The organism is Bradyrhizobium pachyrhizi (assembly GCF_029714545.1).
GTDB lineage: Bacteria > Pseudomonadota > Alphaproteobacteria > Rhizobiales > Xanthobacteraceae > Bradyrhizobium > Bradyrhizobium pachyrhizi.
This window is the reverse complement of record NZ_CP121667.1, coordinates 3,192,369-3,206,351: the sequence shown is the minus strand read 5'-3', so window position 1 is coordinate 3,206,351 and position 13,983 is coordinate 3,192,369. Positions and strand designations below refer to the sequence as shown.

The window sequence follows — 13,983 nt, the reverse complement described above, 5'->3', positions numbered from 1 at the left end:
GGCGCGCCACAGAATACCAGTCCCCCATCTTGCCTTTGCGGCCGGCGCGCAGCAATGTCCGGTACCGGCATCCCGAAGCAATGCCGAATGACGGGGCGGGAATGAAGCGCGGCTGGATGAGCACTGGCGAGCTACGCGAGCGCTGGGGAGATTCCTTGTTGACGGTGCTCACTGTCCTGCTCCTGGTCATGATTTTCGTGGTGGCGCCGTTGCAGGCGTTGGGCCTGTTCGAATTCCAGATTTTTGAGCTCCTGCTCGCGCTGGTCCTGGTCGGCGGCGTCTTCCTGATGTCGGGCAGCACGCTGGCGGTCGTCACGATGCTGGTCGCGCTCGTCATGATCGTCACGGGCGGGATCCTGAGACTACGCTCACCTTCAATTTTCGATCTCAACCTGTTCGCCGCATCCTGGCTGCTCGTCGGCCTCACCATGGCGGTGACGGTGGCGCGCGCGACGTTCGCGCCAGGCCGCGTCACCTATCACCGTGTGATCGGCGCGGTCCTGCTCTATCTCACGGTCGCCGTGATCTTCGCGGCGCTCTACACCTTTGTCGGCACGCTGAGGCCCGACGCATTTCCCGGCATGAAGGTGGAAGACAGCCCGACATTGGCGAGCCGCGTCCTCTATTTCAGCTTCGCCACGCTCACAACGACAGGTTATGGCGACGTCGCTCCGCTGCATCCGATCGCGCGGAGCCTGTGCAATCTCGAGGCGATCTTCGGCCAGCTCTATCCGGCAACGCTGCTGGCGCGCCTCGTCACGCTGGAGATCGAGCACCGCAACGAAGAGTCGTAATGAGGCACGAGGCGCGCATGCAGCACTGCGCCCACCTGCCGGCGTCCTAGACCACCGTCCGGTGCCGCTCGATGCAGGTACGCAGCACTTCGTCCAGCGGACGGCCCCACCAGTCATTCGAGAAAATCTCGATCTCCGAATAGCCGGCAAAGCCCTGCGCCTCGACGGCGGCGCGCACCGATCTGATGTCGATAACGCCGTCGCCCATCATGCCGCGGTCGTTGAGGATGTCCTTGGTCGGCACCAGCCAGTCGCAGACATGGAACGCGAGCAGGCGATCCTGGCCGGCGCGCGCGATCTGGCTCATCAGTTCCGGATCCCACCAGATGTGATAGACGTCGAGCGCGACACCGATCGCGCCGGTTCTGCCGGGATCGAGTGCGTCGCAGATATCGAGCGCGTGCTTCGTGGTGTTCACGCAGGCGCGGTCGGCGGCATAGGCCGGATGCAGCGGCTCGATCGCGAGCGGCAGCTTGGCCTGCTTCGCATAATCCAGCATTTCCGCGATGCCGTCATGCACCTGCGATCGTGCCAACGCGATATCCTTGGACGCCGCGCTGCCCGGCCGTGAATATTGCGGCAGGCCGCCCACCACCAGCACGATGCAGGAGGCGCCGAGTGCTGCCGCCTCGTCGACAGCACGGCGATTGTCGTCGCGCGCTTCGCTGCGATGCGCGCCATCTGCCGTGAACATGCCGCCGCGGCAATAGCCCGACAGATCGAGCCCGGCATCCTTGACCGCACGGACGGCGCGATCGAGGCCGACGGCTGCGACCTGGTCGCGCCAGGGATCGATGGCACGGATGCCATGGCGCGCGCAGGCCTCGACGATGGCGAGGAGATCGCCCTGCTTGCGGACGGTCGCTGTGTTCAGCGACAGCCAGCGGTGATCATTGGAAAAGTCGCGCATCAGGCGTCGATGCCGCGCGTGGTCAGGATCGTCGTCATCCGGCGCGTAGCTAGCTCCGGATTGGCGAGCAGACCGGCCTTGTCGGCGAGCCGAAACAGCTCGGCAAGATGCAAGGTCGAGCGCGCGCTCTCCTGCCCGCCGACCATGGTGAAGTGATCCTGGTGCCCGTTGAGATAGGCCATGAACACGATGCCGGTCTTGTAGAAGCGCGTCGGCGCCTTGAAGATGTGGCGCGACAGCGGCACCGTTGGTCCCAGCACATCGTGGAAGCCGGCCTCGTCGCCGGCGGCGAGCCGCGACAGCGCGTAGGAAGCCGCCGGTGCGATCGCATCGAAAATGCCGAGCAGCGCGTGGGAAAATCCCTGGTCGTCGCCGGCGATCAGTTCGGCATAGTTGAAGTCGTCGCCGGTGTACATCTTCACGCGGGCATCGAGCCGGCGCCGCATGTCGATCTCACGCTGCTTGTCGAGCAGCGAGACCTTGACGCCATCGACCTTGGCCGCATTGGCGTTGATGATGGCAACCGCCGTATCCATCGCCTTGTCGAGATCGGCCGTGCCCCAGTAGCCTGATAGCGCCGGATCGAACATGTCGCCGAGCCAATGGATGATCACGGGTTCACGAACCTGCGACAGCACACGGTCGTAGACCCCGGCGTAATCCTCCGCGCTCTTGCCGAGCTTTGCCAATGCGCGCGAGGCCATCAGGATGATGCGGCCGCCGGCCTGCTCCACCGCAGCGATCTGCTCCTCATAGGCACGGATCACATCGTCGATCGACCTGGCGTCCTCGACCGCGAGATGGTCGGTGCCGGCGCCGGAGAACACCAGCGCGCTGCCCCTGGCCTTTGCCGCCTTTACCGAGCGCTGGATCAGTTCGAGCGAGGTCGCCCAGTCCAGCCCCATGCCGCGCTGCGCGGTGTCCATGGCTTCGGCGACGCCGAGGCCGAGGTCCCAGACGTGCTCACGAAACGCGATCGTCCTGTCCCAGTCGATCGCCGCGGCCAGCCAGGGATCGACGTCGGCGCGCGGATCGGCCACCACATGCGCGGCCGAGAATGCCATGCGGTTCAGCGTACCCTCGAGCTTCGCCGGAAAGGTCCGCGACGCCGCCAGGCGATAGGTCTCCAGGCCGCCGCCAGCGGTCGGCAGCTTCAGCGACAGCGATGACATCGGTCGGACAGGCTTGTTCATGACAAAGTCCCTTCTCAGACTGATATCGGGGCGACGTCGATCCAGCGCCGCTCCTTCCAGCTCTTCAGCGCGCATTCGGCGAGCTGCACGCCCTTGGCGCCTTCGAGCAGGGTGTATTTGTAGGGCGCGTCCTCGCAGACATGGCGGATGAACATCTCCCACTGTTCCTTGAAGCCGTTATCGTAGACGACGTTTTCGGGCAGCTTCTGCCAGTCGGCATAGAAATCATGCATCCGCTTCTCGTCCGGATTCCACACTGGGCGCGGTGTTGCCTGACGCGCCTGGATCACGCAGTCGGTCAGGCCCGCCACCGCCGAGCCATGGGTGCCGTCGACCTGGAAGGTGACGAGGTCGTCGCGGTAGACGCGCGTCACCCAGCTCATGTTGATGTGCGCAATGACGCCGCCCTTCAGGCGGAAGGTGGCGTAGGCGGAATCGTCGGCGGTCGCCTGGTATTTCTTGCCCGTCTCGTCATAGCGCTCGGGGATGTCAGTCGTGCCGAGGCAGGTCACGCTCTCGACCTCGCCGAACAGATTGTCGAGCACGTAGCGCCAGTGGCAGACCATGTCGAGGATGATGCCGCCGCCGTCCTCGGCGCGGTAGTTCCACGACGGCCGCTGCGCTTCCTGCCAGCCGCCCTCGAACACCCAGTAGCCGAACTCGCCGCGCACCGAGAGCATGCGACCGAAGAAGCCGGAGTCGCGCAGGAAAGCGAGCTTCTTCAGCCCCGGCAGGAACAGCTTGTCCTGCACGGTGCCGTGCTTGACGCCCTTGGCATTGGCGAGCTTCACGACCGCAACGGCCTCCTCGAGATTGGTCGCGATCGGCTTCTCGCAATAGACATGCTTGCCGGCATTGATCGCCTTGGTCAGCAGCGAAGGCCGCGCCTGCGTGGTGGCGGCGTCGAAGAACACGGTGTCGCCCTTGTCCGCGAGCGCGCGATCGAGATCGGTGGTGTGGCGTTCGATGCTGTAGCGTTTTGCCAACGCGCCGACCTTCTCGGCGTCGCGGCCGACCAGGATCGGATCGGGCATGACGCGGTCGCCGTTCGCGAGCTGCACACCGCCCTGCTCGCGGATCGCGACGATCGAGCGGACCAGATGCTGGTTGAGCCCCATCCGGCCGGTGACGCCGTTCATGATCAGGCCGAGGCGTTTGGTCGTCATACTGCTTGCTCCTGCGAAACGCGTGATGTTGGCCGCTTGAGCGGCTGCATGGTCGACCAGTTCGGATGGATCGAACTGGCAAAGCCCGGCGCGGCGGCGATCGATCCGGTCAGCAGATCGCCGTCATGGATCGCGAGGCGGACCTTACCGCCCTCGCGCGTGTAGAGATCGGGATGCGCGGTGAGGAAGGCGTCGGCCTCGTCAGCCGGGGTGTCGGCAAAGCCATCGACATAATGATGCCCGTTGCGCTCGGCATGGGCGACGCCGATCAACGCCCCGAGCGCGAGGTCCTGCTGCACGCCGAGCCCGGCCTGGCAGGTCAGGTCCTCGCCGCTGACGAAATACCGGCCGCCATCCGCGCTCCACACCGCCGCACGGGTGGCGTTGATGATCGATTTGTAGACGCCCTTGCACGATTTCGAGGAGATGCCTCGATAGCCGAGCGCGCGCGCCTGCGGGAATGCATCATAGGAATCGTCGGCTTCGTCGATGATGAAGCCGTGCGCCGCCAGTTTCCCGAGCGGCGAGGCTCTTGTGATATCGCGCGGCATTGGCTGCTCGATATAGAGCAGGTTTGCCCTGATCGGCTGCAGCGCCGCGTCATGGTCGAGCCGGTCGACCAGCGCGTTCAGCGCGGCAAGGTCGGCATATTGCTCGTTGGCGTCGAGCGTGATCCTGGTTGCGTAAGGCAGCTTTGCAAGCTCGCTGCCGATCCGCGACAGCCGCGCCGCGTCATGCGCGGGATCGCCGTTCAGCTTGAGCTTGAAATAGCGCGCACCGGCGTTCTCGTTGCGGTCGGCGACGCCGCCCTCGCCTTCAACCTTGTCGTCCATTCCGACCGTGTGCCTGACGGCGACACGGTCAAGCCGCTTGCGCGTCGACAGGAACCGCGCGATGGCCGCATCCTCGAGATCCGCCGTCAGCCGCGCGTCGATGCCGGCGATATTGCCGGCCATGCCGTCGAAGAAGTTCGCGCCGGCGGCGCGCAGCAGCGCATCCAGGATCGCCTTGTCGATCTCGGCCGGGCCAAAGCCGGCGGCAAGCGGCGGAATGTCTTCGGCAGCGCAGGCTGCAACCTGCGGGCCGATACGTTCGGCATGGAGGCCGAATGCTGTGTCAAAGCCCTTCGCCAGGTAGAGCTCGCGTGCAATCGCAAGCGAGCGGCGAAGCCCGTCAAGCGACTGCGCTTCGGTCAGACGCGGCCGCTTGTCGAACCATTTCGGCGCCAGCATCTCGGCGCCGGCGCCGGTGGCGCGCCCCTTGCCTTCCACCTCGATCTCGACCTGCACGAACATCTGCGTCGACGCGGTGATCGTCACCGCGCCGAAGCGGAACGGCCGGGCGAACACCAGCGGCCGTTCGAAGAACGCGATATCGTTGACCTTGAGGCGAAGCGGCATTGAAGGCTCGGGTGTTAGTCCAGCGACCCCTGTGTGAAGAAATGCTTCCGGATCCGCTGCACCAGTTCGTTGAAGACAGGATCGGACATCGTCTCGAGCGAGCGCGGCCGCGGCATCGGCACGTCGTAGATCGCGGCGATCGCCCCGGGCCGCTCGGTCATCACCAGCACGCGGTCGGCGAGGAACACGGCTTCCGGGATCGAGTGCGTGATCAACAGGACCGTCTTGCCGGTCTCGCGCTGGATCCGCATCAATTCGACATTCATCCGCTCGCGCGTCATGGCGTCGAGCGCGCCGAACGGCTCGTCCATCAGCATGATCTTCGGATCGTGCACCAGCGCGCGGCAGATCGAGGCGCGCTGCTGCATGCCGCCGGAGAGCTGCCAGGGCAGCTTCTTCTCGAAACCCTCGAGGCCGACCAGTTTCAGCAGGTCCCTGGCACGGGCAAGATATTTGTCCCGCGGCAGCTGCTTCATGTCGATCGGCAGCATCACGTTGGAGAGGATGTTGCGCCACGGCAGCAGCAGCGCATTCTGGAACACGATACCGACATTGCCGTGCGGCCTGGTCACCGGCTCGCCGGCGATCAGCACTTCGCCCGTCGTCGGCGGCAGCAGGCCCGAGATCATCTTGAGCAGCGTGGACTTGCCGCAGCCGGAGGGCCCGACCACGACGAAGAACTCGCCGTCATTGATGGTGAAATCGAGCGGCCGCAGCGACGGCACATCACCGTCGCGCGACCGGTAGGTCTTCGAGACGCCCGACAGCGTGATGCCGGCCGCGCGGTCCGACACCAGCCGCAGATGCGCGGCGGGCTGGCTGACGGGGGTTGGTTTCGTCGCAGGATTCATCGCAGCCCCCTCCACCCGTCGTCCCGGCGAAGGCCGGGACCCATATGCCGCGGCCTTTCATTCGGGCACATGGGGAGAGACCTCTCGCAACAACTGGAGCCGGTGGTTATGGGTCCCGGCCTTCGCCGGGACGACAGTCGGCGGTGATGGCTCACGAATTGCCCTTTGGCAGATAGTCGTTGGTGTAGAATGCCTTCGGATTTGCCTTGGCCTTGGCGTCGAGGCCGCCATACTCGACCATCAAATTGACCGACTCGGTCATGTTCTGGTCGGTGACCTGGAACGGCCGCTTGGTCTTGGTCTCCGGCGTGCGATAGAGCGGGATCGTCAGTTCGAAGCCTTGCGTCAACGTGTCGATCTTGCCGCCCTTCGGGTTGGCGTCGAGGATCGACTGCGCAGCCGCCTTCGGGTCCTTCTCCGCGGCTTCCACCGCCTTTGTCGTCGCCGACATGAAGCGGCGGACTAGGTCCGCATTGGCCTTCACATAGTCGGAGTTCGCGATGATGCCCGACGACACCATGTTGATGCCGTAGTCGGCGAACTTGATCGGATAGACGTCCTTGCCGGTGGCGTCCTTGATCTTCATCGACTGGTCCATGACGTAGCCGAGCAGCAGGTCAGCCTGGCCGTTGATCACGGCGTTGAGCTTGGTCTGGCCGTCGCCGGCGACGGTGTTGAAATCGCTTTCCTTCAGGCCGGTCTTCTTCAGGAACAGCGGCCAGATCTGCGTCATCGAATCTGCCGGCGTGATCGCGACCGTCTTGCCCTTGATGTCCTCCGGCTTCCTGATGTTCTTCTCGGCAAGGCTCATCGCCGACATCGGGCTGGTCTGCAGCAGCACGCCGGTGGCGATCACGGGCGCGCCCTTCACCGCGGCGCGCATCATCGTCGGCACGTCGACATAGCCGAAATCGGCGGTCTTGGCGGCCACCGCCTGCGTGGTCGCGGCCGAGCCGCGGCCTTCCTGGATCTCGAGGTCGATACCTTCGGCGGCATAGATGCCCTTGGCCTTGCCGTAATAGAACGGCGCATGCTCGCCATAGACGTACCAGTTCAGCATCAGCACGACCTTGTCGGCCGCGGATGCAGGGGCCACCGCAAGCGCGGTCCAGGCCAGCGCGGCGCCTGCGACCGCAATCAAACGCTTCATGGTTGTTCTCCCTTTATTGTCCGCGGTCCTTGCTTGGACCGCTTGTCCGTTTGCTGCGCTAGGAAGCGAAGATGATGTCGTCGCGCTGGCTGACGTGCCAGGGGATCACCAGCCGCTCGATGCGGTCGACGATCCAGAACAGGATGACGCCGAGCAGCGCGAGGATCACCAGCGCGGCGAACATCGTCGGCAGGTCGAAGGTGCCGATCGAGCGCTGCATCACATAGCCGATGCCGGAGTTGGAGCCGACGAACTCGCCGACGACGGCGCCGACCACAGCGAGCGTCACCGAGACTTTCAGGCCGGAAAAGATCGCGGGCATCGCGTGCGGCAGGTTGACCGCGCGGAACACCTGGAAGCGGCTGCCCTGCATCGCGCGCGCCAGATCGACCATATCAGGGTCGACCGACTTGAAGCCCTGCACCGCCGAGACCACCACGGGGAAGAAGCCGAGCAGGAACGCGGAGATTACCTTGGGGATGATGCCGAAGCCGAACCACACCACGAACAGCGGTGCGATCGCGATCTTCGGCACGGACTGGGAGAACACCAGCAGCGGATAGACGTAGCTCTCGACCGTCTTCGAACCCGCGATCAGCATCGCAATGGGAATGCCGAACAGCGCCGAGAGCAGGAAGCCGCAAATCGTTGCATAGGTTGTCGGCCAGGACTGCCGCAACAGCTCCGGCCAGTCGCTCCACAGCACCGCGACGACGTCGCCGGGCGAGGGAATTTGGTAGGCGGGAATATGGAACAGGCGGATCGCGAGGTCCCAGGCCGCCACGATGACAACCAAAAACAGGAACGGACGTACCCACGCCGCATTCAGCACCTTCGACAGGCCCGAAGGGCTCTTTGCCTCCGCCACGTCACGCTCCCTTTGCAGTCTCTCTGTTCGTTCAGAAATTAACCCGTTGGATAAATACTGTCCAGCCCCAAGCGCGCGGCAAAATCGCGCCGAAATACGCGACTTTCGTCAGGCGAGAATTTTTGTCGGATGAGACTTCGTAGCCCGGATTGCGCTTCGCTCCATCCGGGCTACGGGCATCAGTGATGAGCGCGAACGTGCGCCTCACACCACGCGGTGCTCGGCCGCGCGCAGCACCGGCATCGCGCCGCCGAACGCCGCCGTGGATTTGCCGGTCAGCGCCGCCAGCACCAGCGCGGTCATGTGCTCGAGGCGCTCGTCGCGGGCGTCCTTCTTCAAGAGGTCGCGACCGAAGATCACGCTCAGCGTAGCGCTGTTGGAGAGATAGAAGAACGCCAGCCCGGCGATCGAGATGTAAAGCTGCACCGGATCGACCGCGACGCGGAAATCGCCACTCTCGACCCCGCGCGTCACCACGGTGCGGATCATCTCGACAAAGGGCGAGTGCATCGACTTGACCTTGGTCGAACGCTTCAGGTGTTTCGCCTTAGCGAGGTTTTCGGTGTTCAGCAGTGCCAGGAACTCGGGGTTACGCAGAAAATAGTTCCACGTGAAGTCGATCAGACGCCCGATCGCCTCGGGCGGATCGAGATGCTCGAGATCAAGGGTGCGCTCCTCGGCGCGGATCTTCTCATAGGCGCCTTCCAGCACCTCGAGATAAAGATCCTCCTTGTTGCCGACGTGGTAGTACAGCATGCGCTTGTTGGCGCCGGCATTGGCCGCGATGCGATCGACCCGCGCCCCGGCGAGGCCATGGGCGGCGAATTCCTGCTTGGCCGCCTCGAGAATCCGCAGCCGCATCCCCTGGGGGTCGCGCTGCCATCTCTGAATTCGCTTTGCCTTGGCCAAATCGATCGCCCGTGATGCTGAATTGATGAATGTAGCATGACGAACGACGTTTGAGAACGAATGTTGTCGTGACGGCCATGCGGGAATATTTCTCGCAACCACCCTCCTCGTCATTCCCCGGTGCGCAATTGCGCACCTGAAGGCGTGCGCAGCACGAACCCGAAATCAATCGGACAACGTGTTCCGTGGGTGAATGGATTCCGGGTTCTCGCTTCGCGAGCCCCGGAATGACGAGAAATTCAAAGCCTGCAGTTGCCTACGACACCCGCCGCCGGGACGACGCGCGGATAAAGCGCAGCCTAGTCTGGCTTTCCTTGCGAAGGCTGCACCAGAAGCGTCGGCACGCCGCAGGTGCCGTTGCGCACCGTCATCACGCGCGTGCCGGGCTTGCGGCCGGTACGAACCTCGGAGACGTCGACACCAGCGGCGATCAGCCGCGCACGCGTGGCGTCGATGTCGGCGACGCGCCAGCAGATGCCGCGCAGCCGGTCCGGCGCGTCCGTCTCCGATTTGCCCGGCCGGTGCGTGACCTCGACGACGAGGTCGCCGCAGCGGAAGAACATCAGCCGGCCCCACTCCGGATGCGACCGGTCGAGCGCCATGTCGAGCCCGAGCCGAGCACCATAGAGCGCTGCGGCGCGTTCCGGATCGGCGGTCGAAACCACCACGTGATCCATCGCGGTGATCGATGCGGTCGTGGTGCGGACCGACAGCGGCCGCTCCTGCTCGCGTTCCAGGAAGAACATGCGCACGCCGCGCGTCGCATCGGTCGCGGCCCGCGTACGCTTCCACGACAGCGTGGCGCCACTGATGTCGTCGCGGCTCTCGACCTCCGCGACGGGTTCGGGCTTTAGCGTCAAGCGGTCGAGCCTGCGGTGTGTCTTCGCGATATCGCTGGTGCGGAAGCACAGGCTCGCAAGCCCCTCGCCCTGGGTGGCGAGCGCGCTGCGGACGCGCTGGGCTGCATCGTCGTCGCCCTGCGGCGCCACCAATTCCAGCGTGGTGTTGTCGAGCGTGAACAGCGTGCGGTCCGCGCCGCCGCCGCTGTAGCGCCAGGAAGGCGACCGCGCGAACAGCGTCTCGTAGGCCGCGCTGGCAGCAGCGATGTCGCTGGTCAGGACGACGACGTGATCGAGACCGATAATCATGGCCGCAACCTCCCCGAATCTGCCGTCATTGTGTTTCTCCCTTAACCCAGCCCGGAACCACGGACTGCCGCCAGCCGTTATGCCGCATGCCAGAAGGGCCCGGCACAGCCATCATCTCTACCTGTAAACCAGGCAGGGTTGCGAATATTTTCAGCGATATCGGCCGATCAGCAATGCTAGTCTGGAACCGCCGGCCGGGACCACACCAAGCCACGACGGAACGCGAATGCAGGCTCTCTTCATCGGACAGACCTATATCGACGTCACCTTCATCACGGATCACATGCCCGTCGGCGACGAAAAGCACGTCGCCGACGCCTATGCGGTGTCGTTCGGCGGCAACGCCGTGACCGCAGCATTCTGCTGCGCCAAGCTCGGCGTCCCGCCGGACCTGATCGCCACCATGGCCAATGACTGGCTGGGACGGATGTTCTGGGACATGGCCGACAGGTACGGCATCTCGTTCCACCCCCGCAAGGTCAACTCCTCCTCGCTGTCCTTCATCATGCCGAACGACGGCAAGCGCGCCATCGTCCGCTGCCGCGACGACCAGCACATCCACCCCTTTCCGCTGCTGAACATCAAGGGCTGCCGTGCGCTGCACATCGACGGCCACCAGCCGGACGCCGCGATCCATTATGCGAAGCTGTGCCGCGAGGATGGCATCCTGACCTCGCTCGACGGCGGCGGCCTGCGCACCAACACCCACGAGCTGCTCGCATTCATCGACATTGCGATCGTCGCCGAACGCCTGTGCGAGCAGATGGACAAGACGCCGGAGCAGATGCTCGACTATCTCAAGGGCCGCGGCTGCAAGGTCGGCGGCGTCACCATGGGCGAGCGCGGCCTGCTCTGGTATGACGAGGCCGGCACAGTGCGCACGCTGCCGGCTTTCCCGATCCCGCGCGCGCGCGTGATCGACACCAACGGCGCCGGCGACGTCTTCCACGGCGCCTACATCTACTCCTACCTTTCAAACCCGAGCAAAGGCTGGCATGAGCATTTCAAGTTCGCGCGCGCAGCCTCGACCTTCAAGATCCAGAAGCTCGGCAACGAGGCAGGCCTGCCGACGCTGGCGGATATCGCGGCGGTCAAGCAGGAGTTTCGCGCCGAGGCCTGATAGAGGTGAATGGGGCTAGGCCATGGGGCGCGTCTTCGTCGCCGGCAGCATCAATATGGACGTGGTGGCGACCGCCGAGCGCCATCCGCGGATCGGCGAAACCGTCGCCGGCGAGGCCGTGCTCTATTTTCCCGGAGGCAAGGGCGCCAACCAGGCGGTGGCTTCGGCCAAGCTCGGCATACCGACCACGCTGATCGGCCGGCTCGGCACCGACGCGTTTGGCAAGGAGCTGAGAACGTTCCTCGTCGCACAAGGTGTCGATCTCGCCTTCGTCAAGGACACGGACGGCACGCATTCGGGCACGGCGATCATCACGCTTGCGAACGCCGACAACACGATCGTCGTTGTGCCAGGCGCCAATGGGCTGGTCGATGCCGATGATGTCGCGGCCCCCATCCTCGCGAGGGGTGACGTCGCGGTCAGCCAGTTCGAGATCCCGCTGCCGGCGATCGTGGCCTTCTTCCGGCGCGCCCGCGCTGCCGGCGCCACCACGATCCTCAATCCGGCACCGGCGAAAAAGGCCGACAAGGCTCTGCTCGATCTCGTCGACATCCTCGTTCTGAACGAAACCGAACTCGGCTACCTGACTGGCACGGAGCTGCGAGACGGCGACACGCCGGAGCGCTTCTCCGAGGCGGCCAGGACCTTAGGGCAAGGCAAAATCGTTTGCGTCACGCTCGGAAAGCGCGGCGTGCTGGCGCTGGTCGAGGACCAACCGCTGCTCGTGCCGGGACGCGAGGTCAAGGCCGTCGACACCACAGGCGCTGGCGATTGCTTCGTCGGCGCCCTCGCCTCACAGCTCGCCATTGGCAAGCCGCTCGGCGACGCACTGGCTTACGCCAACGCCGCCGCCTCGATTTGCGTGCAACGGATGGGGGCCGCGCCGTCGATGCCGACGGCGCAGGAGGTTAGCGCCGTTCTTTCCACGCGTCGTCCCGGCGAAGGCCGGGACCCATAACCACCGGCTACAGTTTGGGGCACCCGCGCAGTAACTGCGTTCGTCTCCGCCAATGATCGCCGCGAAGTATGGGTCCCGGTCTTCGCCGGGACAACGATTCGACTACGTCAGCGCACTCTTCAAATCGAAGCTCGCATCCGCCGCCTGCTCCGGCGTGATCGAGCCGCCGGCACCGAGCAGCCGGCGGCCGAACATGTGATCGCCGGCGCGATTGACCGACTCGATGCCGAGCAGTTTGTCGCCGCGATAGCAGAACGCCGAGAACGCGCCCTGCGCGCGATCGCCGCGCACCACGACGCGGTCGTAGCCGGTGGTGAGGCCGGCCATCTGCAGCTTGTCGGGGCCCTGGTCGCTCCAGAACCACGGCAGGCCGTCATAGACCTCGGTCTTGCCGGTCAACCGCGACGCCACGCAGCGCGCATGGTCGGTCGCATTCTGCACCGACTCCAGCCGCAGCGACCCGCCGAAGCGCTTGCTGGTGTAGAGCGCGCAATCGCCGATCGCGGAAACATTCGGATCGGCGGTCAACAGATACTCGTCGACGATGATGCCGGATGCCACCGGCAGCCCGGCCTCCGCGGCAAGCTCGACATTCGGCAGCACGCCGACGCCGACCACGACGAGATCGGCCGGGATGTGCGTGCCGTTGCTCAGGCTGACGCCGGTAACCTTGCCGCCATCGGCCTCGATCGCCGTGACCTGCACCCCGAGATGAATCCGGATGCCGGCCGCGCTGTGGCGGGATTGCGAGAACTCGGAAATCTCCGCGGTCACCGCCCGCGCCATCACGCGGGAGGCGAGCTCGACCACGTCGACCTCGAGGCCTTTGGCCCGGGCGGTGGCGGCAAATTCGAGCCCGATGAAGCCGGCGCCGATCACGACGACGCGCATGCCGGGCGCGATCAAATCGCGCAGCGCCTGGCTCTCATCCAGGATGCGCAGGTAGCGGACGGCGTCGAGCTTGGCGTTGGGGATATCCAGCAGCCGGTTCCGCGCACCGGTCGCGAACACCAGATGGCCATAGTCGAGCGACGTGCCGGAGGCGAGCGCCACTTTCCGCGCATTGCGGTCGATCGCTTGGGCGCGATCGGTGATCAGGTCGATCTTGTTGTCCTGGTAGAACTTGTCGGGCCGGAACATCAGGGTCTCGGGCCCGCCGGTCCCCTTCAGATAGCCCTTCGACAGCGGCGGCCGCTGATACGGCAAATGGCCTTCGTCATTGATCAAAGCGATGCGCTCGGCAAAGCCGGCCTGGCGCAGCGACGCCGCGAGCTGGAAGCCGGCATGTCCGGCGCCGACGATGATGACCGAGCCTGTCATCGGAACAACCCAAATACGCGCGAGCAGGAGTGACCCATGCCGTTTCCTCTTGTCGATGTTAGCTTGCTTGCCCCGTCCCCACAGCGCTCGTGTCTGCGTACCGAAGGCACATGCCATTTGGCCTCATGGCTCGCGCGGACGCAAGGGGGTCCCAGGCGATTCTGGCGCACCCGCGGCGCCGGACCGGATTGCCACG

The 13,983-nt window shown here is 65.0% G+C and carries 13 protein-coding genes; 3 read left to right on the top strand and 10 right to left on the bottom strand.

Going from position 1 to position 13,983, the window contains the following annotated elements; genetic code table 11:
• Nucleotides 1-164 precede the first annotated feature (164 nt).
• Complete coding sequence (locus QA639_RS14740; RefSeq protein WP_283090584.1) at nt 165-794, top strand: potassium channel family protein; 630 nt, start codon at nt 165-167, stop codon at nt 792-794.
• Nucleotides 795-840: 46 nt separating this feature from the next.
• On the opposite strand, the gene QA639_RS14735 is transcribed toward QA639_RS14740, so the two are convergent.
• The 9 genes from QA639_RS14735 to QA639_RS14695 all read right to left on the bottom strand — a co-directional run bounded on the left by QA639_RS14735 (nt 841) and on the right by QA639_RS14695 (nt 10,389).
• Nucleotides 841-1,704 (bottom strand): sugar phosphate isomerase/epimerase family protein, encoded by an 864-nt coding sequence (locus QA639_RS14735; RefSeq protein WP_050386008.1) that lies wholly within the window; start codon nt 1,702-1,704, stop codon nt 841-843.
• Nucleotides 1,704-2,897 (bottom strand): dihydrodipicolinate synthase family protein, encoded by a 1,194-nt coding sequence (locus QA639_RS14730; protein ID WP_157348262.1) that lies wholly within the window; start codon nt 2,895-2,897, stop codon nt 1,704-1,706. Before QA639_RS14730 ends, QA639_RS14735 begins: the two co-directional genes overlap by 1 nt.
• A gap of 14 nt (nt 2,898-2,911) precedes the next feature.
• Nucleotides 2,912-4,063: a Gfo/Idh/MocA family protein gene (locus tag QA639_RS14725; protein WP_157348263.1), complete on the bottom strand. Its 1,152-nt coding sequence runs from the start codon at nt 4,061-4,063 to the stop codon at nt 2,912-2,914.
• Entirely contained in the window at nt 4,060-5,463 is a 1,404-nt protein-coding gene (locus QA639_RS14720; protein WP_283090119.1) for a hypothetical protein, read from the bottom strand. The genes QA639_RS14725 and QA639_RS14720 overlap by 4 nt, the downstream gene beginning before the upstream one ends.
• Nucleotides 5,464-5,477: 14 nt before the next feature.
• The gene (locus tag QA639_RS14715) at nt 5,478-6,314 is read right to left on the bottom strand and encodes an ABC transporter ATP-binding protein (protein ID WP_283090118.1); all 837 of its coding nucleotides are present in this window, start codon (nt 6,312-6,314) and stop codon (nt 5,478-5,480) included.
• Between the two features lie 151 nt (nt 6,315-6,465).
• Entirely contained in the window at nt 6,466-7,464 is a 999-nt protein-coding gene (locus QA639_RS14710; RefSeq protein ID WP_050384735.1) for an ABC transporter substrate-binding protein, read from the bottom strand.
• 58 nt (nt 7,465-7,522) lie between these two features.
• The gene (locus tag QA639_RS14705; RefSeq protein ID WP_028331854.1) at nt 7,523-8,332 is read right to left on the bottom strand and encodes an ABC transporter permease; all 810 of its coding nucleotides are present in this window, start codon (nt 8,330-8,332) and stop codon (nt 7,523-7,525) included.
• 204 nt (nt 8,333-8,536) lie between these two features.
• Nucleotides 8,537-9,193, bottom strand: coding sequence for a TetR/AcrR family transcriptional regulator (locus tag QA639_RS14700; protein ID WP_038377107.1), 657 nt, complete (start codon nt 9,191-9,193; stop codon nt 8,537-8,539).
• 347 nt (nt 9,194-9,540) lie between these two features.
• Nucleotides 9,541-10,389: a VOC family protein gene (locus tag QA639_RS14695; RefSeq protein ID WP_028331856.1), complete on the bottom strand. Its 849-nt coding sequence runs from the start codon at nt 10,387-10,389 to the stop codon at nt 9,541-9,543.
• A 226-nt stretch (nt 10,390-10,615) separates the two neighbouring features.
• Between QA639_RS14695 and QA639_RS14690 the strand changes: the two genes are divergently transcribed.
• Both QA639_RS14690 and rbsK read left to right on the top strand, forming a co-directional pair.
• The gene (locus QA639_RS14690; RefSeq protein WP_028331857.1) at nt 10,616-11,509 is read left to right on the top strand and encodes a sugar kinase; all 894 of its coding nucleotides are present in this window, start codon (nt 10,616-10,618) and stop codon (nt 11,507-11,509) included.
• Between the two features lie 22 nt (nt 11,510-11,531).
• The gene (gene rbsK / locus QA639_RS14685) at nt 11,532-12,467 is read left to right on the top strand and encodes a ribokinase (protein WP_283090117.1); all 936 of its coding nucleotides are present in this window, start codon (nt 11,532-11,534) and stop codon (nt 12,465-12,467) included.
• Nucleotides 12,468-12,569: 102 nt separating this feature from the next.
• On the opposite strand, the gene QA639_RS14680 is transcribed toward rbsK, so the two are convergent.
• Nucleotides 12,570-13,787 (bottom strand): NAD(P)/FAD-dependent oxidoreductase, encoded by a 1,218-nt coding sequence (locus tag QA639_RS14680; RefSeq protein ID WP_283090116.1) that lies wholly within the window; start codon nt 13,785-13,787, stop codon nt 12,570-12,572.
• Nucleotides 13,788-13,983 lie beyond the last annotated feature (196 nt).